21 protein-coding genes and 2 tRNA genes are annotated in these 24216 nt (G+C 68.6%); 10 read left to right on the forward strand and 13 right to left on the reverse strand.

Going from position 1 to position 24216, the window contains the following annotated elements; all coding sequences use genetic code 11:
• Positions 1–47 precede the first annotated feature (47 nt).
• Positions 48–2363 carry a DEAD/DEAH box helicase family protein gene (locus VN461_17160; GenBank protein ID HXB56506.1) on the reverse strand — a complete coding sequence of 772 codons (2316 nt, stop codon included), beginning with the start codon at positions 2361–2363 and terminating at the stop codon, positions 48–50.
• Between the two features lie 909 nt (positions 2364–3272).
• Here VN461_17160 and devC point away from each other — a divergent pair.
• The 5 genes from devC to VN461_17185 all read left to right on the forward strand — a co-directional run bounded on the left by devC (position 3273) and on the right by VN461_17185 (position 8551).
• Positions 3273–4484 (forward strand): ABC transporter permease DevC, encoded by a 1212-nt coding sequence (devC, locus tag VN461_17165; protein ID HXB56507.1) that lies wholly within the window; start codon positions 3273–3275, stop codon positions 4482–4484.
• Positions 4415–5809 carry an ATP-binding cassette domain-containing protein gene (locus VN461_17170; GenBank protein ID HXB56508.1) on the forward strand — a complete coding sequence of 465 codons (1395 nt, stop codon included), beginning with the start codon at positions 4415–4417 and terminating at the stop codon, positions 5807–5809. Before devC ends, VN461_17170 begins: the two co-directional genes overlap by 70 nt.
• A gap of 289 nt (positions 5810–6098) precedes the next feature.
• Positions 6099–6998, forward strand: a complete 900-nt coding sequence (locus VN461_17175) for an efflux RND transporter periplasmic adaptor subunit (GenBank protein HXB56509.1) — start codon at positions 6099–6101, stop codon at positions 6996–6998.
• 70 nt (positions 6999–7068) lie between these two features.
• Positions 7069–7476, forward strand: a complete 408-nt coding sequence (locus VN461_17180) for a LytTR family transcriptional regulator DNA-binding domain-containing protein (GenBank protein HXB56510.1) — start codon at positions 7069–7071, stop codon at positions 7474–7476.
• A 103-nt stretch (positions 7477–7579) separates the two neighbouring features.
• Positions 7580–8551: a polyprenyl synthetase family protein gene (locus VN461_17185; protein ID HXB56511.1), complete on the forward strand. Its 972-nt coding sequence runs from the start codon at positions 7580–7582 to the stop codon at positions 8549–8551.
• Positions 8552–9025: 474 nt separating this feature from the next.
• Here the strand turns inward: VN461_17185 and VN461_17190 are convergent.
• The 10 genes from VN461_17190 to VN461_17235 all read right to left on the reverse strand — a co-directional run bounded on the left by VN461_17190 (position 9026) and on the right by VN461_17235 (position 14458).
• Positions 9026–9102, reverse strand: a tRNA-Asp gene (locus VN461_17190).
• A 47-nt stretch (positions 9103–9149) separates the two neighbouring features.
• Positions 9150–9224: transfer RNA gene (locus VN461_17195), tRNA-Val, on the reverse strand.
• A 60-nt stretch (positions 9225–9284) separates the two neighbouring features.
• Complete coding sequence (locus VN461_17200) at positions 9285–10052, reverse strand: rhomboid family intramembrane serine protease (GenBank protein ID HXB56512.1); 768 nt, start codon at positions 10050–10052, stop codon at positions 9285–9287.
• Positions 10049–10894, reverse strand: a complete 846-nt coding sequence (gene rfbD, locus VN461_17205; GenBank protein ID HXB56513.1) for a dTDP-4-dehydrorhamnose reductase — start codon at positions 10892–10894, stop codon at positions 10049–10051. Before rfbD ends, VN461_17200 begins: the two co-directional genes overlap by 4 nt.
• Entirely contained in the window at positions 10891–11169 is a 279-nt protein-coding gene (locus VN461_17210; protein HXB56514.1) for a 4a-hydroxytetrahydrobiopterin dehydratase, read from the reverse strand. The genes rfbD and VN461_17210 overlap by 4 nt, the downstream gene beginning before the upstream one ends.
• 41 nt (positions 11170–11210) lie before the next feature.
• Complete coding sequence (pcnB, locus tag VN461_17215; GenBank protein ID HXB56515.1) at positions 11211–12581, reverse strand: polynucleotide adenylyltransferase PcnB; 1371 nt, start codon at positions 12579–12581, stop codon at positions 11211–11213.
• Between the two features lie 7 nt (positions 12582–12588).
• Positions 12589–12831, reverse strand: coding sequence for a hypothetical protein (locus VN461_17220; GenBank protein HXB56516.1), 243 nt, complete (start codon positions 12829–12831; stop codon positions 12589–12591).
• Positions 12832–12833: 2 nt separating this feature from the next.
• A complete protein-coding gene (locus VN461_17225; protein ID HXB56517.1) occupies positions 12834–13565 on the reverse strand; it encodes a TrmH family RNA methyltransferase in 732 nt (243 codons plus the stop codon).
• 6 nt (positions 13566–13571) lie between these two features.
• Positions 13572–14009 carry a CBS domain-containing protein gene (locus VN461_17230; GenBank protein ID HXB56518.1) on the reverse strand — a complete coding sequence of 146 codons (438 nt, stop codon included), beginning with the start codon at positions 14007–14009 and terminating at the stop codon, positions 13572–13574.
• Complete coding sequence (locus VN461_17235) at positions 14006–14458, reverse strand: PilZ domain-containing protein (GenBank protein HXB56519.1); 453 nt, start codon at positions 14456–14458, stop codon at positions 14006–14008. The genes VN461_17230 and VN461_17235 overlap by 4 nt, the downstream gene beginning before the upstream one ends.
• A gap of 170 nt (positions 14459–14628) precedes the next feature.
• Between VN461_17235 and VN461_17240 the strand changes: the two genes are divergently transcribed.
• Genes VN461_17240 through VN461_17250 form a run of 3 tightly spaced genes read left to right on the forward strand, consistent with a single transcriptional unit; the run spans position 14629 to position 19596 of the window.
• A complete protein-coding gene (locus VN461_17240; protein HXB56520.1) occupies positions 14629–17157 on the forward strand; it encodes an IPT/TIG domain-containing protein in 2529 nt (842 codons plus the stop codon).
• Positions 17150–18322, forward strand: a complete 1173-nt coding sequence (locus VN461_17245; GenBank protein HXB56521.1) for a DUF1343 domain-containing protein — start codon at positions 17150–17152, stop codon at positions 18320–18322. The genes VN461_17240 and VN461_17245 overlap by 8 nt, the downstream gene beginning before the upstream one ends.
• A 5-nt stretch (positions 18323–18327) precedes the next feature.
• Positions 18328–19596, forward strand: a complete 1269-nt coding sequence (locus VN461_17250) for a sensor domain-containing diguanylate cyclase (GenBank protein ID HXB56522.1) — start codon at positions 18328–18330, stop codon at positions 19594–19596.
• Here VN461_17250 and VN461_17255 read toward each other — a convergent pair.
• Positions 19589–20542 carry an EamA family transporter gene (locus VN461_17255; GenBank protein ID HXB56523.1) on the reverse strand — a complete coding sequence of 318 codons (954 nt, stop codon included), beginning with the start codon at positions 20540–20542 and terminating at the stop codon, positions 19589–19591. The genes VN461_17250 and VN461_17255 overlap by 8 nt on opposite strands.
• Before the next feature lie 2 nt (positions 20543–20544).
• On the reverse strand, positions 20545–21048 hold the full coding sequence (locus tag VN461_17260) for an Lrp/AsnC family transcriptional regulator (protein HXB56524.1): 504 nt from the start codon (positions 21046–21048) through the stop codon (positions 20545–20547).
• 221 nt (positions 21049–21269) lie between these two features.
• On the opposite strand from VN461_17260, the gene VN461_17265 reads away from it, so the two are divergent.
• Complete coding sequence (locus VN461_17265) at positions 21270–21902, forward strand: (2Fe-2S)-binding protein (protein HXB56525.1); 633 nt, start codon at positions 21270–21272, stop codon at positions 21900–21902.
• Positions 21903–21905: 3 nt separating this feature from the next.
• A complete protein-coding gene (locus tag VN461_17270; GenBank protein ID HXB56526.1) occupies positions 21906–24215 on the forward strand; it encodes a xanthine dehydrogenase family protein molybdopterin-binding subunit in 2310 nt (769 codons plus the stop codon).
• The last annotated feature ends 1 nt before the right edge of the window (position 24216 follow it).

Here is a 24216-nt window from a genome sequence, read left to right on the forward strand (position 1 = left end):
ACCCACCCAGATCCTCGGGCCCTCGCCCGCACGCCACCAAGGCATTCTCAGGAGAAATCGAGAAAGTCCCCGGTGGGACGACGGCCGCCGGCGTCCTCGACCCGCTCTTCTTGCGTTGCCTCGACAAGGCCCAGCGGTGCGTCTTCTCGAGCGTACCCGATAGCCCGGTAACCACGCAGCCGACGTTCGAACATTCGAAGCAGCATCGGCACCTCGCGGTCCACGTAGTCGAAGATGCGAACCTCTGTCTTTCCTGGGTGCAGCCGATGAAGCCGGCCCGTATACTGAACGAGCGTCCCCTTCCACGAAACGGGTAGGGCCAGAAGGAGCGTGTCGAGCCGAGGGTCGTCAAACCCCTCTCCGATGTATCGCCCGGTCGCCAGGACGAGTCGCTCTTGCTCGGGCGGGATAGCTGAAAGCTGATCCTTGACTGCCTTTCTTGCGCCCGACGTCATGCCACCGTGAAGAACGACGAGATGCCGAGCGAACTTCCGTAACTTCTCGGCGAAGTAGTCGAGATGGTCCCGCCTCTCAGTCAGCAGAATCGGTGACCGCCCTTCCTCCAGGCAAGCGATCGCATCGTTGAGCACCAGCTCGTTGCGCCTTTCGTTCCTCGCCAGCGCAGCGTAGAGCTCCTGGATACTTGGAGCTCTGTCGCGGAGCGGAACCTTGAAGCGCGTCTCTCGCACGATGAGGCGGTGCTCGAACGGCCGCCGCGCAGCTTGGCCCTTCGGGTCGACCGTGAAGCGAGCGGGGCCGATCTGCATCTCGATGATTGGATCGTGGCCGTCTCGTCGCTGCGGCGTTGCTGTCAGCCCGACGACATATCGGGCTTTCACCTCCGCCAACACACGTTCGAAGGAGACCGCGGGCACGTGGTGGCACTCGTCCACGATCACCTGTCCGTAATTGGCGACGAGGTCGGCAACCTTGCCGCTGCGGACGAGACTCTGGATCATGGCGACGTCCAAGTGGCCGTTCGCCGATCGCTTCCCCGCCCCAATCTGTCCGATCTCCTTGACGTCGATTCCCAGGAAGAGAGAGAGCTGAGCGAGCCACTGATCGAGCAGAGGTTGGCGGTGCACGAGGATGAGTGTGCTACAACCGCGCTCCGCGACGAGGTACGTCCCGACCACCGTCTTGCCGACTCCAGGTGGTGCGACGAAGGCCCCGATGTCGTGCGCGAGAAGGGCTCCCACCGCCTTTTTCTGCACTCCCGCCAGACTGCCCTGGAAATGGAACCTGACAGCCTTTCCGCTCTCGCGTTGGTCCTCAACCTCCAGCGCGACCGAGTGCTGACGAAGCAGATCCTTGAGCTCGGGCCCAAGCCCTCGTGGTAGACCGATGTGCTGTGGAAATTCCTCGGCGCAGCCGACCACCCGCGGCGTCATTGCGGTCGATAACCGCATGCTCTGCTTCTTGTAGAACTCCGGGTTCTGGAACGCGGCGAGCCGCTTGATTTGGTTGAGCAATGGCGACGGTAGACCGACCTTTTCCACGAACAACCGCTGAGCGAGAACCGCGCGGACTCGCGAGGGCAGCGGCCCTAGGATCGGAACGAATTCTGCCCGGCCGGAAGGGGGACATGTCCACGGGGCTAACTCGTCCTCTTCCACTGGCTCGGCAGCCCGAACACCGATGACCGAGCCGCGCCGGGTCGCTTCGCCGGCGATGGTTTCGACGGTACGTCGGTCGATCCGCGGCACCCCGGCCAGGTGTGCCCACTGCCGGTCGTCGGGGTACGGCTGGAGGTGGTCGTCGAGGAAGACCGAGTTCCCGTGCTGCCGTGGTCCATGCTGGAGCGGTAGCGCGATCAGGTTGCCGAAGCCACCCCTGGGCATCGTGTCCTGGCTCGGAAACAGGCGGTCGTAGGAGTCCAAGCTGAGCTCATGACGGCGAGACATCGTCTCCGTGATGAGGTAACAGCCCATCTTTCGGGCGGCTGCCGCGGCGATGGGCTCGCTGAAGAAGAACCATACGTGCGCTCCGTTGCCCGAACGTGAGCGTTCGACCGAAGCAGGAAGGCCGACCTCCCGACAGGTGGCAATGAACGCGGCGACGTCCTCGGCCCAGTTCCTCTTGTCGAAGTCGACAGCCAAGAACCAGCAGGCCTCGTCTTCCAGAAGGGGGTACACGCCCATGACATGCTGGCCTCGCAGGTGCGCCAGGATGGCCGCGTCATCCACCGGGACGAACGCCTGGTTCGGGCACTCGCCGCACTTTATCTTCGGAAGCTCGCACACTCCCCGCACGAACTTGTTCCGGCAGGCCGGTGCGTACCCCGGCTTGCTGGTCCGTTTGTTGACGAAGCGCGTGGGAAAGACATCCTGTCGACCGCGGAAAAGCTGCCGGAACAGCTTCACCTTCTGCTCAGCCGTCGTGGGTGTGGCCAATGCGCTGCTGGCGGGGAGACGCACCCGGATTCTTGTTTGCGTAGCATCGACGGAAGCCAACTCGGCCCTCAGGGCGGCGAGCCGGCCACGAGCTTGACTCTCCTCGCCGGCCAGTCGTGCGAGCACGGCCTCGACCGCCTCGATCTCATTGATCAGTTGCTCTCGCCGTGACACTGGAACTCTCCCCTTGTCGGGCCGACCCCCAGCGCGATCGCTCACCGTAGGATCGCTCGGAGTGATCTCGGTATTATTGGCCCACCGAGAGGAAATGCGGTGGACTTGATCGCCCAGGTGCTCCTCAGTGACACAGCTGCTGACACACCGGCGCCCGAGGACGACGGCGATGAACAGGAGGGACCGGAAACGCTTGTGTCTAAAGGAATTGGCGGGGTGGACGGGACTCGAACCCGCGACCTCCGACGTGACAGGCGAAAAGAGTAGGTGAGCCCCTCAACGACTTCCCGAGATTCTTCAGCGAGTTCCGGCGACAAGCGCCGACACAGGGCGACACGAAGAGACCCGCTTGGACGGCCTCTAGTGACACACCCAGTGCACAGTGAAAAGGGCGTCGTCGCACCCCTCATCGACCGTGGACGGATGCGTGCAGTGTTTCGAAGTCGGGGCTCGCGAGCGGACGAAACCCCTGGGGCCAGGACGCGTCCAAGGCGCAGAGTGCACGAAATTGTGCCGGCGTCGGGGGGGCGTTGACGCGCTGCACCCGAGCCTGCGGCTGTTCGCCGGCTGCCGCGAGGAGTTCATGCACCTCCTGGCAAAGATAGCGCGGCACGAACCCGATATGGACGCCATCACCTGCTATCCTGGCGCCACGGCGGCGAGCCCCTGGACGCGGGCCGCGCCTGGCGGACAGGGAGGTCTGAGGTGGTCGTGGGACGCCTGGGCACCACAAACATGCGTGCACCCTGGGCTCTGGCCTGGAGCCAGCTCGTGCGCGAGCGGGCCCGGTTCGCGATGGCCCTGGCCGGAGTCGGCTTCGCGGTCATCCTCATGCTCGTGCAGCTCGGGTTCCGGAGCGCTGCCTTCGACGGCGCCGTCCGGCTGCACCGTGTCCTCGCCGCGGAGGTGGTGATTGTGCATCCGCGGACCAACGTCCTGGCGGACGTCGCCGGCTTCCCGCGCCGCCGGCTGGACCAGGCGCGGGCGGTCCCGGGCGTCCGCGCGGTGACCGGGGTCAACGCGCGACTCCTGCCCTGGACCAACCTGGACGAGGGGGGGAGCCGATACATCTTTGTCGTGGGCATCGACCCCAGCGCGCACGCCCTCGACCTGCCCGAGGTGAACGCACAATTGGACCGGTTGAAGCTGCCCGAAACGGTCCTCTTCGACCTCAGCTCCCGGCCCGAGTTTGGGATCTCCGGCGACCAGCCCCCCAGGCGGCAGGCGCCGGGAATGAACGGGGGCACCTCCCCCGCCGTGGAGATCAACGGCTACCGCGTGCAGGTGGCGGGGTTCTACCGGCTGGGCATCTCGTTCGCCATCGACGGCACGGTGGTGACCAGCGACCTGAACTTCCTCCGTCTCGTACCCGGGCACCCGCCGGGCCTGATCGAGATCGGCCTCGTGCAGCTGACTCCCGGCGCCGACCCCCTCCTCGTCCGGGACGACCTGGTGCGGACGCTTCCGCCGGATGTGCGCGTGCTCACCAGGAAGGAGTACATGGACCGCGAGGTACACTACTGGGACACGTCGATGTCGATCGGCATCGTCTTTGGGTTCGGCGTGCTGGTGGGGTTCGGAGTGGGGGCGGTGGTCGTGGCGCAGATCCTGTTCTCCGACGTCACGGACCACCTCGACGAGTACGCGACGCTGAAGGCCATCGGCTTCGGTAACCGCTATCTCTACGGGGTCGTGCTCTGGGAGGCCTTCTTCATGGCGTGTCTCGGCTTCGTACCGGGCGTGGGCGCCTCGGCCCTGCTTTACCGGCTGGTGGTGGCGATGACGGGCCTGCCCATGGTCTTCGACCCGACGAGGGCGGGCCTCGTCCTGGGCCTCACCGTGCTCATGTGCTTCGCCGCGGGGCTTCTGGCGCTACGCAAGCTGGAGACCGCCGATCCGGCGGAGATGTTCCGCTGAGCTCCCCGGCCCCGCCCATTATCCGGGCCGAAGGCGTGTGCCATGCGTACGACGCGGACACCCGGAGAGTGCTCGACGACATCACGCTCGAGGTCTCGCCTGGCGAGATCGTGATCATGACCGGCCCCTCGGGGTCGGGGAAGACGACGCTGCTCTCGTTGATCGGCGCGCTGCGTTCCACCCAGGACGGCAGCTTGCGCGTGCTCGGTCGCGAGCTGCGGGGGGCGGCTCGGGGCGACCTCCTCGAGGTGCGGAGGCGCATCGGCTACATTTTCCAGGCCCACAACCTGCTCGACTCGCTCTCCGCCCGGCGGAATGTGGAGATGTCCCTGGTGCACCAGCACGCCTGTCCCTCCCAGGAGATGGCGGGCCGGGCATCCGCCATGCTGCGCGCGGTGGGCCTGGAGGCGCACGTGGAGAAACGCCCGGCCCAGCTCTCGGGCGGGCAGAGACAGCGGGTGGCCATCGCCCGAGCCCTGGTGGGAGAGCCGCGGATCGTGCTGGCGGACGAGCCCACCGCGTCCCTCGACAAGGAGTCGGGGCGCCAGGTCGTGCAGCTGATCCACGATCTGGCGCGGGGGAACGGTTGCGCCGTCCTGCTGGTGACCCACGACAACCGCATCCTGGACGTCGCCGACCGCGTCGTACACATGGAGGACGGCCGCCTGTCGTCGTTCACGGCGGCTGTCACAACGGACGCCCAGCGCATGTTGGAGGCGCTCGCTCGCAACACCCGCAAGGGCGACCTCGTGCAGCGCGTGGAGGACATGCCGCTGGCCTCGTTCTCGGCCCTGCTCGAGCAAGTCACCGCGGAGTCCGAGCAGCTCCTGCGCGTGCTGTCCCTGAGCCAGAACCACGCCTTCGAGAGCATGCTCGACCAAGTGCTGAACGCGTTCACGCTCAAGATCGGCAGGCTCATGTCGGCGGACAGGGCGACGCTCTTCGTGGTCGACGCCGCCTCCTCCGAGCTGTGGTCGAGGTCGGGAGAAGAGCACGTGGAGATCCGCGTCCCCCTGGCCGCCGGGATCGCCGGCTTCGTGGCACGGACAGGGCAGCCTCGGAACGTCCCCGACGCCTACGCGGAGCCACTGTTCAATCGGCGTGTCGACGAGGAGACAGGCTACCGGACGCGCTCGCTGCTCTCCATCCCGATCGTGAACGCAGCCGGCGGCGTGTTCGCGGTGCTGCAGCTCCTGAACAAGATCGGCGGGCAGCCCTTCGGGGAGGCCGACGAGCGCCTGTCGCGCGAGCTCACCGGCCGGCTGGGCGTGATCCTGGAGACGTGGACGACCATGAAACGCACCCAGCGCGACGTCGCGACGTGATGACATGTGTCTCCGGGACCTACCTCGCCTATGAGGACGACGCCCCGGCACGGCCAGACGTGACGCCGCCGCAGGCCGGTCGGACCATGCTGCTCGGCCGAGAAAAGCGGTAGTATCTGCTATGAGTTCTGCGCCGTCCCCCACCTCGCGTCCCCTGTTCTGCTACTCCCGAGAATCGTCGCCCGACGCGGCGATCCTCGGGCCGACCGACGGGACACGTTCACGTGCACGGCAGGGCGTCGCCGTTCTCTCGACTCTGGAGTCTCGACTGAGGGCGGCGGCTCTTCGGTTGTTCGGGAGCGCCGCTCTGTGGCTCCTCGCCGTCCTCGGTGCGGCCGGCTGCGGCGCCCACGGGGACGCCCGGGCCGAGGCGCATCCGTCCTTGCCGGCTCCCGCCGCGCGCGTGGCCGCGCGCGGGCGCCTGCAGCCGCGAGGCGGCCTTCAGCGGATCGCCGGGGCCTCCGACCCCGTCACCGTGGTCGCTCGCCTGCGCGTCGCGGAGGGCCAGTCCGTGCGCGCCGGGCAGGTCCTGGCCGAGCTCGACACCCTGCCCGCGCGGCAGTCCGCGGTGGAGCGCGGCGGGGCGGGCATCGCCGTGCGGCGGGCCACCATCGATCGCCTGCGGGCCGAGTTGGCGATGACCGAGGCCGAGGAGCGACGGCAGGCACGCCTGCACGCAGAGGGAGTGACCGCCGCCGCTGTCCGCGAGGACGCAGCCAGCCGGGTCGAAGCCGGCCGGGCGGCGCTCAAAGAGGCCGAGGCGGCGCTGGCCCTGGCCGAAGCGGACCTCCGCGGCGCACAGGGCGAGCTCGCCCGGGCCGTCGTCCGAGCCCCCGTCGGCGGTCTGGTGGTCAAGGTGATCGCCCATGCCGGCGAGCAGGTCGGCCCCGCCGGGATCCTGGAGCTGGCTGAGACCGGGCTCATGTACGCGGTGGCGGAGGTCTACGAGACCGATGTCGCCCGCGTCCGTCCCGGCCAGCAGGCGATCGTCCGCAGCGCGGCGCTCAGGGACGCGCTGGCGGGCGTCGTCGAGCGCGTGGGCATGAAGGTCGCTAGGCTGGACGCGCTCGGAACCGATCCCGCGGCGAGGAGCGACGCCCGCGTGGTGGAGGTGTGGATCTCCCTCGCGGACCCCGCGCGCGTAGCCGGCCTCACCGATCTCGAGGTCCAAGTCGAGATCACACCCTGAGCCACGGCTGTGGCTTGCGAGGCAGGGCAGGTCGGGAGCAAATCAGCCCGGTGCGAAGGGCGCCCATCCCATGATCTCCAGGACCGACCGTGAGGTGGGCGACGTCGTCGTGACTGCCAGTGACGATCACGCGGCGAGGGTGCTGGAGATGCATGCGGTCGACTACCTGGTGAAGCCGGGGGAGCCCGAGCGGCTGGAGGCGGGCGCGAAGAGCGCCGGCCCGGAGCGCGTGCTCGTCCGCCAGGGGAGCCGCGTCCGCCTGCTGGGAGTGGACGACATCGACTACATCTCGGCCCAGGAGGACCGGGTCCTACTGCGCCAGGGCGCCGAAGAGTACCTGAAGGACCGGAGCCTGGCCGACAAGGAGGCGCCCCTGGGTCCCGCCCGCTTCGTGAGCATCCACGAGGACTGCTTGGTCAACGTCCAGCGGCTCCCGGAGATCGAGCAGGACGACGCGGCGGCAGCATGGCCGTCCTGACAGATGGTACCCGTCTGTCCATGAGCGCGGCGGGGCTCGTGCGCCTGCAGCGGCTCCTGTAGCTACCATGGCCCGGGCGCGCGCGGCGGGACGGAGGCGCGTGATGACCCTCCGCGACATCGTCTCCATCGTCGAGCACGATCTGGCCGCGGTGGAGGTCCTCCTGGAGGAGCAGCTCCGTTCCGGCCTGCTCCCCCAAGAGGACGTCGGGCACCTCCTCCAGGAACGTGGGGAAAGGCGCCTCCACCCCGCCCTGTTGCTGCTGGGCTGCGGTTTGACCGGGTACAACGGCGACCGGGCGGCCCCGCTCGGAGTGGCGGTGGAGCTCATCCACACCGCCACCCGCCTGCACGACGGCATCATCGGCGAGGTCCCGCTGCGCGCGGCCTGCCGCCTCGGCCACCGTTGGGGCAAAGATCTCACCGTGCTCCTCGGCGACTTCCTCCAGGTGAAGTGGGTGTCGATGGCGCTCTCGCAGGACGACCTGCGTATCCCGCGCCTGCTCCTGGACGTCACCCTGCGCATCGTCGAGGGCCAGATTCTGGACCGGGAGCGCTACGGCGACCCCGATGTACCCGAGGCCGACCACCTGGACATCGTCCGGCGCAAGTCCGCGGACCTGTTCTCGGCCTGCCTGCGCATCGGCGGCATCCTCGGCAACGTTGGGGAGGAGCGGGAGCACGCGCTGGCGAGCTACGGTCTGAATGTCGGGATGTGCCTGCAGGTCGTCGACGACATCCTCGACTTCACGGCTCACGGGAGGGAAGAGGGCAGGGCGGCCGCCTCCAGCCTCGGGGACGGCAGGGTCACCCTGCCAGCGATCTACCTCATGCGACGCGCGGGAGCGCGCGGGATCGAGGCGGTCTCGACCATCCTCCGGGACCGTGCCTTCGACCACGTCTCGCGCGAGGAGATCGTGTCCCTCGTGCGTGAGCACGGCGCCCTCGACCAGGCCACAGCCGCCGCGGAGCGCTACGCGGAGTCCGCACGCCAGGACCTCGGCGCCTTCGGGCCGTCGAGCTACCGGGAAGCCCTGGAGAGGGTCCCCCACTACATCCTCTCGCGCCACCACTGAGAGCGCTCCCGCGGACGTTTTTATCGTGCCGCGAGGGGCTCGGCAGATCGTTGATGTCGGTGCCCTCACCGTCGGCTCGATCCACGAGGACTTACAGGATCCACCGTTGCCGTTTGGACTATCTGCCGCAGAGCAGGGCTCCGCCTCGAGCGGCCCAGGTGGGGGGCGGACGTTATCGGAGCAACAAAAAATACTGCGAGCACTCTTGAGCTGTCAACATTTCACTCTTGGTGTGTCAACTAAGTCTCGTCCCGAAGCTGCCCTATTCTGGCGCGCAACTGGGGTTTCGAGAGTGCAGGTACGCTCGTTCGGTAGGTGCGGCCGATGAACCAGACTCTCAGTCCAGATCGCCCGGATCAGGTTCGCACACGCGCCCTAGCTATCCTACAGAGCGCGCGGGACTCGGCGTGGCTGGTGACGAGGGCGTCCATCTAAGGTCGTGCGTCAACGTCTTCAGCCCTCGACTTGGGTGAATGGCGGGGTGGACGGGACTCGAACCCGCGACCTCCGACGTGACAGGCCGGCGTTCTAACCAACTGAACTACCACCCCGCTGGTGGTGACACGACCGGGCAGAGGCGGTCGTCATACGGAAACTCTGGTGGGCGATGCAGGATTCGAACCTGCGACCCCCGGTTTGTAAGACCAGTGCTCTACCGCTGAGCTAACCGCCCGGCGGGACAAACTGAGAGACTACTGGAAACCCGGTTTTTCGTCAAACCTCCACGCTGAACTCACCATCCGCGGGGGCGGCGGCCGCGCTCCCGCTCGGCCCACCAGAGGTCACGGGAGGCAGGGCGTCGGGTCGGCTTCTGGAAGAAGCCCACTAGGGCGAGCCCCAACAGGAACCCGCCGACGTGGGCCCCCCAGGCAACCCCTCCGGTTCCCCCCGGCCCGGAGAGAAGGCTGAGACTCCCGAGGATGAACTGCTGCAGGAACCAGAAGCCGAGGACAATGACGGCCGGAACCTGAAAGAGCGGGAAGAAGAAGAGCAGGGGAGGCGGCAACGCGACCACGACCCGGGCCCGCGGGTAGAGCACGCAGTAGGCCCCCAGAACGCCAGCGATCGCACCCGAAGCGCCAATAGAGGGGATCTGGGAGGCGGGCTCCACAAGAATGTGGGTGTAGGTAGCGCCCCACCCGACGATCAGGTAGAAAACGAGATAGCGCAGGTGGCCCATGCGATCCTCGACGTTGTCGCCGAAAATCCAGAGGTAGAGCATGTTCCCGAGGAGGTGAGCCCACCCCCCGTGCAAGAACATGCTCACAAGAATTCGAGAGTCCAGGGCAGGGTCGAGGACGCTGAGCACGAACTCTAGGGGGCCCAGGGTGCCCCGGGGCCCAGTGTAGAGGGCGGGGATAACCCCGGCCCGGAAGATGAACCGGTCGAGGCGTGCCCCCATCCCCAACTCCATCATGAAGACGAAAACGTTGGCGAGAATCAGGGTGATGTTGACGAAGGGGAAGGACCGCGAAGGGACGTCGTCGCGGAGAGGGATCACGGAGCCAGGGATTCCGCTAGTGCCTCACGCCAGGGGCGCAGGGGGGGCAAGCCCAGACCCCGATAGCGCCCCGTGTCCAGCGCGGAGTAGGGCGGGCGAGCGGCCGGGCTGCTGAGCTCCGCGGCCCCGATGGCGGTGACGGGGGCCTCCACCCCGGCCAGGGCGAGGCCGGCCACCGCTAGCTCGTACCAGCTGCACGAACCCTCGTTCGCGACGTGGAACAGGCCGCGGGCCCGTGCGCGCACCAGGGCCAGCGTGGCCCGCGCCAGGTCAGGCGCGTAGGTAGGTGAGAAGACCTGATCCTTGACGACGCGGAGGGGTTTGGCGGCCCGGGCCTGCTCCAGAATTCGCTCCACGAAGGAGCCTCCTTTTTGCCGGCTCCCCCCGCGACCAAAAACGCCGCTCGCGCGCACCATGAGCCACTCGGCGCGGGAAGCGGCCACGAAGCCCTCGCCCGCCAGCTTGGACACCCCATAGGCGCCGAGCGGGCGGGGGCAGTCATCCTCACGGTAGGGACGGGTCAGAGCGCCGTCGAAGACGTAGTCGGTGGAGAAATGGACGAACAGCGCACCTGCCGCCCCTGCCGCCTGGGCGAGCAGGCGAGGGCCGAGCGCGTTCACTTCCAGGGCGCGGGCGGTCTCGGTCTCGGCCCCATCGACCTTGTTGTAGGCGGCGGCGTTGAAGATGACGTCCGGTGCCACCCGCCGGACGGTGGCTTTGACCCACTCTGCGTCCGTTACGTCCAGCTCTGCCCGGCCCCCCGCCCAGGCCACTTCGTCCCCCAACTGGAGCACTAGCTGACGACCGAGCTGGCCCGCGGCCCCCGCCACAAGTGCCTTCACCCGTCGATCCGGCCCGCCAGGCGGAAGTCACGGTCGGTGAGACCGCCGCTGTCGTGACTGGTGAGGGTCAAGGTCACGCGGCGATAGCTGATCAGGATGTCGGGATGGTGATCCATCGCCTCCGCAAGCTCGGCCACGCGGTTGACGAAGAGCATGGAACCCTTGAAGTCGGAGAAGACGTATGTCTTCCGTATCTCGAGCTCGCTCCCCAGAAGCTCCCAGCCCGGCAAGGCTTTAACCCGCTCCCGGGCCTCCGGTGGGTTGAGGCGCGCCATCTGGACCTCCGTCGTGGACGTTCCCTCGGCCGGCTATGCGGTCACGCGGGAGCGGCGGGGGAAGGACGGGGCCGTCGTCGGCGGTGTCGCCGGCGGCGCCGGCCGGGTCGCCGCTCCTCCCCGGCAGGGGGGGGCCCGGCGGGCGGCGGCACCCCGGGCAGAACCTTGACGTCGCCCGCGTCGAGGTCGCGCCAGTGGGCGGCCAAGGCGGGCCCCTCGGCCCCGCCGTGGATCTCCAGCCAACGCAGGGCTTCTTCAAAATAGCCGCGGCCGGCCAGAACCTGCTTGAGACCGGGCGAGCGTTGGACCTCCCGAAGCCGCCGCTGGGACAGGAGAATAAGGCGCAGGCGATCGAGGTCACGCCGCGCGAAAGGAAGGGTGAAGGGCGGGGGCGCCTCGGAGGGGGGCGGCTCCTCGACCTCGCCGAGGACGGCCATCTCCGTGGCCACGTCCTCGGTTGGGCCTTCCTCCCGTGCCTCGTCGCGGCGCGTGGGAGCGCTGCTCGCGCGGCGGAGGGGCACGCCGAGGGGAACGAGCAGCGTCCCCATGAGCAGCGAGTTGGTGAGCTGCTCAGGGGGGCAGAGGCCGGCGTTGCGGTAGTCGTCGAGGCGCTGGAGGCTGCCCAGGAGGCGCTCCCCCCCTTCCGTGATCGCCTGGTCGGCCTCCGGGAGCAGATAGGTCAGGAGACCGATCTCGTGGAGCAACCGGAACGTCTCGCGGGACGCTCCTTGGCGCAAGATCTTGTAGAACTCGTCCAGGATGCGGGCGGGGCTGCTGCGTACGATCTCGCCCCGCAGGAAGCGGATGGCCTCCACCGTGTCCTGGTCGATCGTGAAGCCCAAGCGCGCGGCCAGGGCCACCGCCCTCAGCATACGAACCGGATCCTCGCGGAAGCGCACCGCGGGGTCGCCGATGGTGCGGATCACCCTCCTCTGGAGGTCCTCAAGACCGCCCACCCAGTCGATGACCGAGAAAGTGGCGATGTCGTAGAAGAGCGCGTTGACCGTGAAGTCTCGGCGGAAGGCGTCCTCCTCCGGCGTGCCGAAGGTATTGTCACGGCGGATGATCGTGTCGCCCTCCTCGGGCTGGGCCTGCCGGCGGAAAGTCGACACCTCGACGACCTTCCGGCCGAAGCGCACGTGGCAGAGGCGGAAGCGACGGCCAATGATGAAGCAGTTGCGAAACAACTTCTTGATTTGCTGGGGATGAGCTGAGGTACCGATGTCGAAGTCCTTGGGCCGGCGCTCCAGGAGGAGGTCGCGCACTCCGCCGCCCACGAGATAGGCCACGAACCCGTGGTTCTTTAGACGATAGAGCACCTTGAGGGCGTCGGGGTCGATGTTCTTGCGGGAGATGACGTGTTGGGCGCGGGCGAGTATCTTGGGCGCGACGTTCCCGGGAGTGGCTTCCACTCGGGGATTATACCCGCAGGGGGCGGATCACCACCCGGCCTCCCTTTCGCTCGACCTGGAGGCGCACGCCTTCCGGAAAGAGGTCGGGCAGGCGGAAGGGCGGGAGGGGACGAGCGGGGTCACGCATGAAGATCCCCTCCTCCCCCCGGATGGCGCCAACGAACAGCAGTTCCCGCCATTTCAGCGCCGGGATCGAAAACCCGTCACCGAGGATGCGGACATCGGCGAAGGGCTCTTGCGTGTCGGCCATCGTCATTCCCGGGAGTGCAGGTGTCCGGCAGGGACGCGGCCGACCCTGGTTCGCACCATCTTCCGCGCCATGTGCTCGAGCAGGCGGACGTCCTTGGGCGTGAGTTCTGCCCGGGCGAACAGAGCGCGCCACTCGCGGAAGTACCGCTCGACGTTGACTTTCGGCAGGGCCTCCACTGCCTGCAGTCCCTCGCACAGCAGGCCGAGCATGGCTTCCTTCAGCTCGTGGGTGGCCAACCGTGGATGGGAAGAGGGAAGCCGGCCGGCACGGAAGACTTCGTAAGCCACGATGGCGACGGCGTGGGAGAGGTTGAGCGCGGGCTGGTGGGGATGAGTGGGGATCGTCGCCCGCTGGCCGCAGCGGGCCAGCTCGTCCGCGGTGAGGCCCGACGTTTCAGGGCCGAAAACGAGAGAGGCAACCGCGCCCTCGCCCAAGGCGGCCACACGGGCCGCCGCCTCCCGGACGTCGAGGACCGGAGCCTTGCGTTCTCCCCGGCTGGAAAGGGCGACCGCAAGCGCGGAGTCACCGACGGCGCCCCCGAGATCGGGGAAGACTCGAGCCTGCTCGAGCACATCCTGGGCGCCCCAGGCGGTGCGCCAACATTCGACGGTGCGCCAGTCGCCCGGAGCCACAAGGTCAAGCCCGGCCAGCCCCGCGTTGCGCACGAGGCGGGCGGAGGCGCCGACGTTGGCGGGGCCCTCGGGCCGGACCAGGACGATGCGGACCCGGGGCAAGCCCGCCTAGGCCCCGGGGGGGGTGTAGTGGATGTAGGCGTTGAGCCAGCGGATCTCCTCGTCTTTCTCGCTGAGGTCGATCTGCAGGAGGTCCCTCTGGGAGCACATCCCCACCAGTCGGTCTCCGTGCACGACGGGCAGGTGGCGGCAGCCCGCCTGCTTCATCTTGCGGAGCCCGTCCTCGTGGGACTCGTTGACCGCCGCCACCACCAGGTCTCGGCTCATGATCTCCCGGACCATGACCTCGTCGGGGTCCAGGCCGGGCGCTACCACCCGGCTCATGATGTCGCGCTCGGAAACAATGCCGGCCAGGCGGTCCCCTTCCAGAACCGCCACCGCCCCCACCCGGCGCTCAGTCAGATAGCGGGCGGCCTCACGTACGGTCTGGTCGCAACGGACGTGGTAGACCTCGCGGCCCGCCACCATGGCACCGATCGTCTTCATGGATCGTCTCCCTTCCGCTCCGCTTCCGGCCAATGACGCAGGAAGCGACGCACACGGGGATGCTGGCGGCAATAGTCCTCGAGCTGTTCACGCAGCCGACCACGGTCCATCTCGGAGAGCGTCACGAATTCGAGGCCGGCCCCCGCGGGCAGTTCCTTGGAGGGCAGGGGCTGGCCGGCCGGGTGCCACCAGGCCACCCGGCAACTGGCCGCGAACGGGATCTCGTTTCCGGGAAGGGAAACCCGGATTTCGATCTCCGTTCCCACGGGCAGCGGCTCCGCCCGTTCGATGAAGACGCCGGACAGGCCGACATCGATGACGAACACCTCTTCCTGGGTGCCGCCTTTGTGGGTGAGGGTGGCCCGTCGGACAAACGGGATCCGTAGCTTCCTCAGGACGCTCTCGGGAGGAACTCCCTCCTCGGCGTTGGGGAGCACGGCTTTTGGCATCTTGGGATCCTTGATCAGGCTAGCATCCCCCGCGCGAGGCTGTCAACGGTCCCCCGTCACATCGGCCCGCGAGGGCTCGCCGCGTTGACAGCCCGCTCAAGGCTGTGGTTGAATGCCCGAGTTAAGCTCATTCTTTGCTAGGATTTTGTGGCTTTTAGGGGCGGCCCGCCGTGACCGGTTCCTCTAATGACGTGACCCATCCGACGTTGGTCGTGACCGGCGGCCCCCTCGACGGGACCGTCTTCGTGGCCGATGCTGCCCAGAACCTGTTGGGGTCCAGCAGCGACTGCCAGATCCAGGTCCTGCTCGGCAACGTCGAGCCCTTTCACGCCAAGCTGACGCGCAACCCCCGGGGCCTTCTCCTCTCGGACGGCGGTAGCGCCACCGGCACCTACGTCAACGGCGAGAAGATCGGCGCGGACCACCTGCTGAACGATGGCGATCGCATCTGCCTGGGGCCACCGGGCTCGAAAGGCAGCGCGAAGATGCTGGTGCGGCTGCCACCGGGAGGCGGTGGCCTTTCCGCCGGCTCCACCGACGGGAGCGAGGTCGTTGACACCGACGCCGAACCTCTAATCCTGGTCAAGCCGGACCACGCTCCGGAGAGCACGCCCGGGCCGACCAGTCCTTTTTCCGCTCCCCCCCTCCCACCGCCGGCGGCTCCTGCCGCGTTCCCCCCCCCGCCACCTCCTCCCCCCTCCCCGCCCGTGGAGGTCCCCAAGGCCGCACCCGCGCCGCCGCCACCTCCGCCCCCGCCCCCGCCGACAGAGGCCAAGAAGCCCGCCCCGCGGCCCGAGTACACGACGGACCTGCCCTCCATCGGAGATGAGCGCGCGCGGGCGCCCCTGGAAGTCCCTCCCCCGACCGTCGGCAAGCCCAAACCGTCAGTCATCCCCAAGGTCCGGGCGCGCGCGCCTCTGTCCCCCGCGCTGATCCTCGGCCTGCTCGCGCTCGTCTTGGCCGCGGGCGGCTACTACGCGTTCCATCGCTTCTGGAAGACCCGCCCCGTGCTCTCCTCCGTCCTGCCCCCCAAGGTCGAGCCGGGCCAGACCGTCACCCTGACCGGGACCGGTTTCGAGACGGAGCCGGCCGGGAACACGGTCCGTATCGGGAGCCAGCTCGGCGTCGTCACTTCCGCCGGCACGACCCAACTGACCGTTACCGTGCCCGCAGCCTTGGCCGACGCCGGGCCCCAGGACCTACCCGTGCGGGTGCAGACGCGGGGCGGCCAGTCCCAACCCCTCACGCTGAAGGTCTACCGGCTGCCGAAGATTCTCGCCATCGAGCCGGAGGTGAGCATGCCCGGGCAGGAGATCGTGCTGCGGGGCCAGAACCTCGGTGGCAAGCCGCTCATCGTGGTCGTGGGCGGCCTTACCGCCGAAGTCAAGGAGGCAGAGCCGGAGGCCCTGCGCGTAGTCGTGCCCGATGTCCCCGTGATCCAGGGACGCACGACTCCGGTCTACGTCCAAATCGGGCCCGACTCGGCGAAACCGGGCGAGCTGATCCTGGGCCGTCTTCCCCTAGTACTACAGCTGTCCCCATCATCCGGATCGGCAGGCGACCGCGTGATCGTGCGGGGTCGGGGCTTCGACGCCGAGCCCTCCCGGAACGTGGTCACTTTCGGCGGTCAGCCGGCCCTGGTGCTCGCGGCCTCTGCTGCCGAAATGACGGTTTCAGCCCCCGGGCTCGTGGGGGCGTCGACGCAGACCGAAGTCCCGGTGGTGGTGAGAGCCCACGGCAGCGCCTCCACCACCTCCGCCCTGTTCGTGCTCAAGCGGGTTTCGGCGGGCACGTTCCTTCCCCGGTTTTTCGCGACGCCGGTGGCCGAGTTCCCGGGCGAAGACCTGGCCTTCGTCTCCAGTGAGCTTGGTCCGCTGTTCGTCCTTTCCGGAAAGGGGGAGGCCACCTCGACCGCGGAGAGGGCGGTGCACCTGGCGAGCACCCTGAATACTCTGGTGGAGAACGGGGCCACCAGGCCGCCGACGTTCGAGTTCCGCGAGAAACCGGCCCCCAATGTGGCCGTGGTCGGCAACCCCGTCCCGCTCCTCATCGCGGGGACGGCCGATGCCGCTGCTTATGACAAGCCCTGGGATCCCGGCCAGAAGAGCTCAGGACGCGCCTCCCCCCGCAGCTTGGCCAACTACTGGACCGCCCTATTGCAGGACTATTTCACCCTCTTCCTCCGCGGCCAGAGACCCTTGCGCGTCATCGAGCTGTCGCCGCGGGGGAAGGCCCTGAGCGAAATCTACTCCGAGGCGCTGCGGGAGGTCGGGTCCGGGGCGGGCGTGCCGAGTCGGATCGTCCAGCCCTTGGGCGTCTCCCTCTCCAGGGCCCTGCGTGAGATGGCGCTCCTGCTGCCCACCGAGGGCCAGGCGCGGGCAACGGCCGCGCTGGAGGGGCGCTGGGCCGGCACCATGGAAGAAGGAGGGGGAGGGCCGCGCGAGATCCGGATCCGCTTCCGCTTGGAGGGCCCGCGATTGTCGGGCTCGCTGTCCGCGGGGGAGGGGGGCATCGAGATGGCCACCCCCCTCCGGGAGATCGTCTACGAGAGGGGAACCTTGCGCTTCAGGGTGGAGGTCTCGGGCTCGCCGCGGCTCTTCAGCGGCAGCTTCCAGGGTGACTCGATCACGGGGACGATCCAGCGGGGGGCCGCGGACAAGGCGGCCGGCGGACGCTTCTCCCTTAAATACGTTGAGTAGGGGCCGCGTCCGCACCGGCCTCGAGGAGCTGCTGGCCCGCCCCGGGGACCTGCGAGGCCTCCGCATCGGGCTTGTGGCCAACCCCGCCTCCGTCACCCCTGATCTCGAGCATGCCTCGCTAGCGCTCAAGTCCTCCCGGGCCTTCCGGCTGGCTGCGCTCTTCGGCCCCGAGCACGGGATCTGGGCCGATGCCCAAGACCTGGTCGAGGTGGAGGACAGCCGGGACTCCGCCACCGGCCTCCCCGTCCACAGCCTCTACGGCAAGAACCGGGTCCCCACCCCCGCCATGCTCGAGGGTTTGGACGCGGTGGTCCTCGACCTGCAGGACGTCGGCTCGCGCTACTACACTTTCATTTATACGATGCTGAACGTGTTGGAAGCGGCGGCTCGCGATCGCCGGCGCGTCGTGGTCCTCGACCGGCCCAACCCCCTGGGAGGGGTGACGGTGGAGGGCAACGTCCTCGAGCCCGAATACCGGTCCTTCGTGGGGCTTCACCCGCTCCCGGCGCGCCACGGCCTCACCATAGGCGAGCTTGCCCTCCTCTTCCAGGCCGAGCTCGCCCTCCCGGTGGATCTTCGGGTGGTGCCCATGCGGGGCTGGCGGCGCCCGATGCACTTCGAGGAGACGGGCCTGCCCTGGGTGCTGCCCTCTCCAAACATGCCCACCGTGGACACCGCGTTCGTCTACCCGGGAGGGTGCCTGATCGAGGGTACCAACCTCTCCGAGGGACGGGGCACCACCCGGCCCTTCGAGATGGTAGGGGCGCCCTGGCTCGATCCCTGGGTCCTGGCCCGGGACATGGCACGCGAGCGCCTACCCGGAGTCCGCTTCCGTCCCGCGTTCTTCACCCCCACTTTCCAGAAGCACGCCGGTCGGCTGTGCGGCGGCGTGCAGGTTCATGTTCAGGATCGCGGGCGCTTCTCCTCCTATCTGACCTACCTCCTGCTCATCGCGCACGCCCGCCGCCAGGACCAGTCCCGTTTTGCCTGGCGCGATCCTCCCTACGAATACGAGTACGTCAAGCGCCCCATAGACATCCTCTGCGGAACGGGCCGGGTTCGGCAGACGATCGAGCGCGGCCTGTCTCCCCGGCTCCTGGCCCGGGCCTTCCGGGCGGACGCGGCTGGCTTCCGGCGCCGTCGGGCCCCCTTCCTTTTGTATTGAATTCCTTGAACGGGGGGGCGGAGCTTCTGATAGACTCCGACTTCCCTCCCCCTCTCCGGGCGTCCCTCACGCCCGGGCCACGCAAGGAGCGTCTGCTGACCGCCGCTGACCCCGTTGCCCTCATCACTCTCGCCGTGATCCTCGGGGGCGTGATCGCCTTCCTCATCTCCTCCCTCCGCAGCCGCGGAACCGACGACGACGGGCACCCCGCCCTCGAGGACCTCCAGCGGCGGCTGGCCAGGATCGAGGATCAGGCACGGGAGCAAGCCGAGATATTCCGGCTCATTCCCCTTCTGCTTCACCAGATGTTCACGGTTCCAGGCCGCCGGGGGGCCGCGCCCCTGGCCCTGGGCCTCGTACAGCAGCTTCTGCGCCCGGAGCAATGCGCGGTCTTCATGGCCCGGCCCGCCCAGCGCCGCCTGGCCCTGGCCGAGGGGCACGGGCTGCCCGCCTCTCTCGTCCCCGGCTTCGAACTTGAATACGGGCAGGGTCGCGTGGGCCACGTGGCGGAGGCCCGGGTGGTCATGGACGAGGCGGACTTCGCGGCCGCCAGCCCCCTCCTGAAGAGTCATCTCGAGGCCACCGTCACCCCCGGCCTGCGCGCGGACCTCCTGGCCCCGATCGAAGACGAGGGCGAACTCATCGGCGTCCTGTGCGTGGGAGGCCTTCGGACCGGGCGCGGCCACGAGAAGGCCCTGCTGCGAATGGTAGCGGACGTGACCGCGGTCGCCCTGGCCCAGATCACCCGCCTACGCGCCACCGAGGAGGCCGCTAACGTGGACTCCTTGACCGGGGTCTACAACAAGCGGCACCTCCAGAGGCGGCTGGAGGATGAGTTGCAGAAGGCGCAGCGGGAGGGCGTGCCCCTGACCCTCCTCATGCTGGACATCGACCACTTCAAGAACTACAACGATGCCAACGGACACTTGGAAGGGGACGAGGTCCTCAAGAAAGTGGGCCAAGTCCTGAAGGGCTCGATCCGGGAGGACGACGTGGCCGCTCGCTACGGAGGCGAGGAGTTCGTGGTCCTCTATTTGGGGGCGGGCAAGGAGCTGGCCCTGCGCCTGGCGGAGGGCCTGCGGCGGGCCGTGGAATCGTTCGCCTTTGCCCACCGCGAGCTGCAGCCACTGGGCGCTCTGACCATCTCCGGAGGAGTCGCGAGCTTCCCTCGCGACGCGGGGAGCAGTGTCGATTTGATCCGTGCCGCCGACCAGGCCCTCTATGAGGCCAAGGCCTCCGGCCGCAACCGCATCCTGGCCGCGCGCATCACGTAGCCGAGGACGGCTCCTCGCGTATCGCGACCGCTTCTGGCTTGCCCGCCCCCGCGGGCGTCCTCCGGGAGGTGGTCAAGACCACCGCTACCAGGATCAGCGCCGCCCCCCCCACGAGAGTTGCGGAAACCGGCTCCCCCAGGATCGCCGACCCGAGGGCCACCGCGACCAAGGGGTTCACGTAGGCGTAGGTGCCGACCGTGCTCGCGGGCAACTCGTTCAGGCAGTAGGCAAAGGCAGTAAAGGCCAGGAGGGAGCCGAAGACCGCGAGGTAGACCAGGGCCACCCAGGCCCGGGCGGAGGCCGCGCCCAGGAGCCCGAGGTCCTCTCCTAGCAGGCGCGACAAGACGAAGAGCAGGGCCGAGCCGGCCAGCATCTCGACCGCGGAAGCGGTCAGGAGGGGCAGCCGGCGGGGCACGGATTGGGCGTAGAGCGAGCCCGCCGCCCAGGACACGCAGGCGATCTCCAGGGCCAGGATCCCGGGCCAGTGGCCGGCGGGCACGCCTCCCTCCGGGCGCACGACGAGAGCGACCCCCCCCAGGCCGACCAGCGTGCCCAGCCAGACGCGCGCCGTCCAGGCCTGCCCGCCCGGTCGCAAGCCATCCAGCAGGGTGAGCCAGAGCGGCACCGTGGCCACCACTAGGGCCGCGATCCCGCTCGGGATCGTCCGCTCCGCCCACATGACGAGTGCGTTGCCCCCGGCCAGAAGCAGGATCCCCACAAGGGCGTAGTCGAAGAGCTGCCGGCGGTCCGGCCGGGCGCGGGAGCGGTCGGCGAAGAAGGCAATGACGGCCATGACCGAACCCGCGGCCGAGAAGCGCAGGGCAGCCCCTAGGAAGGGCGGCATCTCCCGCACCACGATCCTTATGCCCAAGTAGGTCGACCCCCACACGACGTAGATGACGAGCAGGGAAAGCCAGGGCAGCAGCTCTCGGCGAGGGGAAGCCATGGTCACGGTAGGAGGGCCGGCTCCACCGGCCCCAGGGGCCCTTTCTCGACCAAGGTCTCGAGCACGAAGGCGGTGCGGGACGACTGAAGGGCGCGGGTAGCCTGCAGGTCGGCGAGCAGGGCGCTCACGTCCTCGATCTGGCGGCACTGGATCTGGGCCACGAAACAGTCCTCGCCGCTCACTCGGTAGACGGACCTTACCAGGGGGCTCCCGGTGAGCCGGCGCAAGACGTCCTTCTCCTTCTCGCGGGAGACGCCCCCGTCAAGGGTCAGGCGGACCTGCGCCCGGACCCCGAGGCCCAGGGCGGCGGGGTCCACATCGGCCCGGTAGCCCCGGATGACCTCCCTCCGCTCGAGGTCACGAATGCGCTCGGCCACGGCCTGCCGGGATAGACCGAGGTCCTTGGCGAGGTCGGCCGCAGTCCGCCGGCCGTCCCGGGAAAGCGCGAGTACGAGCCTCCGGTCCACGGGGTCCAGCGCCCCGCCCGCCGGGGAATTCCGCTTCATTTCCAAACACTACGCAGGATTCCTGTAAACCGTTCCATCGAATGTCAAGGTGTTGGCGTCCGCCGTTTGACAAAGGCCCGAATCCACGCCCTCCCCCGGACACGGTTGGCGTTAACATCTCTTGACCCACGAAACCCTTGACGGCGGTGCAGGCGCGGAACCACAATTCGGGTCTCCGGCCGGTGGCCCCATAAGCCCGGCCGATCCCGCGAGGTGCAAGCATGCGCAAGCCTCCCTCCCGCGAGGACGAGAATCCCAGCCCCGGATTCTCCCGGCGCGCTTTCTTGAAGACGGCCGGCGTCGGGGCCGCCGCCACCGGCCTGGTGGGCGTGGAGTCGCGGCCCCTGGGAGCCACCGTCCTGGGCCGCGAGGCCGCACCCCTGAGCCTGAAGGTCAACGGCTCCCTGCGCACCGTGACCGTCGAGCCACGGGTCACGCTCTTGAACGCGCTCCGCAACCACCTGGACCTCACGGGGGCCAAGCAGGTCTGCGACCGGGGCAGTTGCGGCGCCTGCACCGTGCTCCTAGACGGGGAGCCGGTCTGCTCCTGCCTCATGCTGGCCGCCGACGCCGCCGGCCACGAGATCACGACCGTGGAAGGCCTGGGCACACCCGAGAAGATGAGCCCCTTGCAGGCCGCTTTCGTGGAGTCTGACGCCCTGCAGTGCGGCTTCTGCACGCCCGGTTTCGTGGTGGCGGGCACCGCCCTCCTCTCCCACAACCCGGACCCGAGCCTGGAGCAGGTGAAGGACGGCCTGGCCGGGAACCTCTGTCGGTGCGGGACCTACGGCCGCGTATTCGAGGCGGTCCAGAAGGCGGCCCGGGTGCAGGCGGCCGCGCGAAAGAAGGGGTAGGCCATGGCCCAGCAGACGCCGACCAAGGATGGACCGACCGTCACCTTCAACGTGAAAGCGGGCATCCCGGGCGCTCCCCAGACGCTGGAGGTGCACGCGGCGGAAGGGGATATCAAGCCCTGGGACCTCGACTCCCAGCTCCGGATTGTCAAGGGACGCCAGACCCGCCTGGAGGGACCCCAAAAGGTCACAGGCCGGGCGAAGTACACCTTCGACATCAGCCTCCCCGGCATGCTCTGGGGGAGGATGGTCGGGGCCAGCGTGCCCGCCGCCGAGATCGTGAAAGTCGACACCAGCCGGGCGGAGGCCCTGCCCGGCGTCAAGGCTGTCTGGACCACGGAGTCGCGAACCGTGCGCTTCGCGGGCCAGGACGTGGCCGCGGTGGCCGCGGTCTCGCCCGAGGTTGCGGAGGACGCGGCGCGGCTCATCCAGGTCACCTACGACGAGAGGCCTTACGTCACCGACATCGAGAAGGCCATGGAGACCGACGCCCCCCTCGTCTACGAGCCCGACCAGGTTCCGGGCTCCAAGGACATCCCGCGCAAGGGGAACATCCTTGGTCCCCAGAGCCCGCGCCGGGGCGGGGCGCGGGGCGACATCGAGAAGGGGTTCGCGGAGGCCATGGTCACGGTCGAGCCGACCTACGTGATCCCGGTGCACACCCACTCGCCCCTGGAGAGCCACGGCGTCGTGGCCCTTTGGGAGGGGGACCAACTCACGGTCTACGCTTCCACCCAAGGGATCTTCACCGTCCGCGACGGGATGGCGGAAGCCCTTGCCATCGACCGCAAGAACGTCCGCGTGATCACCGAGCATATGGGGGGCGGCTTCGGCAGCAAGCTCGCCCCCTCCGCGGTGGGCAGCGCTTTCGCGGTGGTGGCCTGTCGCCTGGCCAAGAAGGCGGGGGCGCCCGTAAAGCTCATGTTGGACCGGAAGCAGGAGCACCTCTGCACCGGCAACGCTCCCAGCGCGGTCATGACCGTCCGCCTGGGGGCCCGCCGCGACGGTACCTTTACCGCCGTCCACTACCGCTCCTTCGGCTCCGCGGGCATCGCAGGAGGGGCGGGGACGGGGGGGCCGGCGGGAAGCCTCTATCAGAACTGCCCCAACCTGAAGATCGAGGAGCACGACGTCTTCACCAACGCGGGCCCGGCCGCACCCCTGCGCGCCCCCGGCCATCCCCAGGGGGCTTTCGCCCTAGAGTCGGCGGTGGACGAGCTGGCCTACAAGCTGGGCCTGGACCCCCTCGAAGTCCGGAGGAAGAACGAATCGAGCCCCGTGCGTCTGATGCAGTACGACATCGGGGCCAAGGCCATCGGTTGGGAGCGGCGCCATAAGAAGCCGGGCGAGGGCGCCGGTCCCCGCAAGCGGGGCCTCGGCATGGCCAACGGCAACTGGTACGTGATCGCTCGGGGCAGCGGGGTGGGGGCGGAGATCAAGGTCCATCGCGACGGCAGCGTCGAGCTGTTCTCGGGAGCCCAGGACATCGGCTCCGGATTCCGCACCGCCATGACCATGGTGGCGGCGGAGGAGCTCGGGCTCCGGGTCCGGGACATCCAGACTCACGTCGGCGACACCCGCTTCCCGGAGGGCCCCGGGTCCGGCGGCAGCAACACCACGAACTCCGTGGCCCCCGTGGTGCGGTTGGCCGCCCACGAGGCCCGGGGGAAGGTGTTCGATCTGGCCGCGGGCCTCCTCGGGGTCAAGCGCGAGGAACTCCAGGCCGCCGAGGGCAGGATCTTCGTGGCCGCGGCGCCCTCCCGGGCCGTGACCTTCAAGCAAGCGGCGGCCAAGATGCCGGGAGAAGTGGTCGCTTGCGTGGCGGAGAGGAAGAAGCAGTACGAGACCTTCCGGGGCGACCTGGCAGGGACGCAGTTCGCGGAGGTCGAGGTGGACACGGAGACGGGAGAGGTGCGGGTCATCAAGATGGTCTCCGTGAACGACTGCGGCTTCCCCGTCAACTCCCTCACCGCCGAGAGCCAGGTCATCGGGGCCATGATCCAGGGGGCTTCCTGGGCCCTCCTCGAGAACCGCATCCTGGACCGCAACGTGGGGACCATGGTCAACCCCAACCTGGAGTCGTACAAGATTTTCTCCCCCAAGGACATGTTCGAGGCGGTCTCGATCCTGACCCCGATCGCCAACGCCGGCAACAACACGTCCACGGCCGGACTCGGCGAGCCACCCCTCGTCCCCAGCCTGGCCGCCATCGCGAACGCCGTTTACAACGCCACCGGGGCCCGGGTGCGGACCCTGCCCATCACCCCCGACCGAATGCTCGCGGCCCTGTCCGAAGAGCGGAGGAGGGCATAAC

This window comes from Vicinamibacteria bacterium, from assembly GCA_035570235.1.
Taxonomy (GTDB): domain Bacteria; phylum Acidobacteriota; class Vicinamibacteria; order Fen-336; family Fen-336; genus DATMML01.

What these genes read in the sequence shown, in the direction of transcription:
- VN461_17210 (HXB56514.1), bottom strand. Translation starts at nt 11,169, where the DNA reads ATGGCGCGCCTCAACCCACCGGAGGCCCGGGAGCGGGTTAAAGCCTTG.
- VN461_17255 (HXB56523.1), bottom strand. Translation starts at nt 20,542, where the DNA reads ATGGCTTCCCCTCGCCGAGAGCTGCTGCCCTGGCTTTCCCTGCTCGTC.
- VN461_17230 (HXB56518.1), bottom strand. Translation starts at nt 14,009, where the DNA reads ATGAAGACGATCGGTGCCATGGTGGCGGGCCGCGAGGTCTACCACGTC.
- VN461_17220 (HXB56516.1), bottom strand. Translation starts at nt 12,831, where the DNA reads ATGGCCGACACGCAAGAGCCCTTCGCCGATGTCCGCATCCTCGGTGAC.
- VN461_17180 (HXB56510.1), top strand. Translation starts at nt 7,069, where the DNA reads ATGATCTCCAGGACCGACCGTGAGGTGGGCGACGTCGTCGTGACTGCC.
- VN461_17235 (HXB56519.1), bottom strand. Translation starts at nt 14,458, where the DNA reads ATGCCAAAAGCCGTGCTCCCCAACGCCGAGGAGGGAGTTCCTCCCGAG.
- VN461_17270 (HXB56526.1), top strand. Translation starts at nt 21,906, where the DNA reads ATGGCCCAGCAGACGCCGACCAAGGATGGACCGACCGTCACCTTCAAC.
- VN461_17260 (HXB56524.1), bottom strand. Translation starts at nt 21,048, where the DNA reads ATGAAGCGGAATTCCCCGGCGGGCGGGGCGCTGGACCCCGTGGACCGG.
- VN461_17185 (HXB56511.1), top strand. Translation starts at nt 7,580, where the DNA reads ATGACCCTCCGCGACATCGTCTCCATCGTCGAGCACGATCTGGCCGCG.
- VN461_17265 (HXB56525.1), top strand. Translation starts at nt 21,270, where the DNA reads ATGCGCAAGCCTCCCTCCCGCGAGGACGAGAATCCCAGCCCCGGATTC.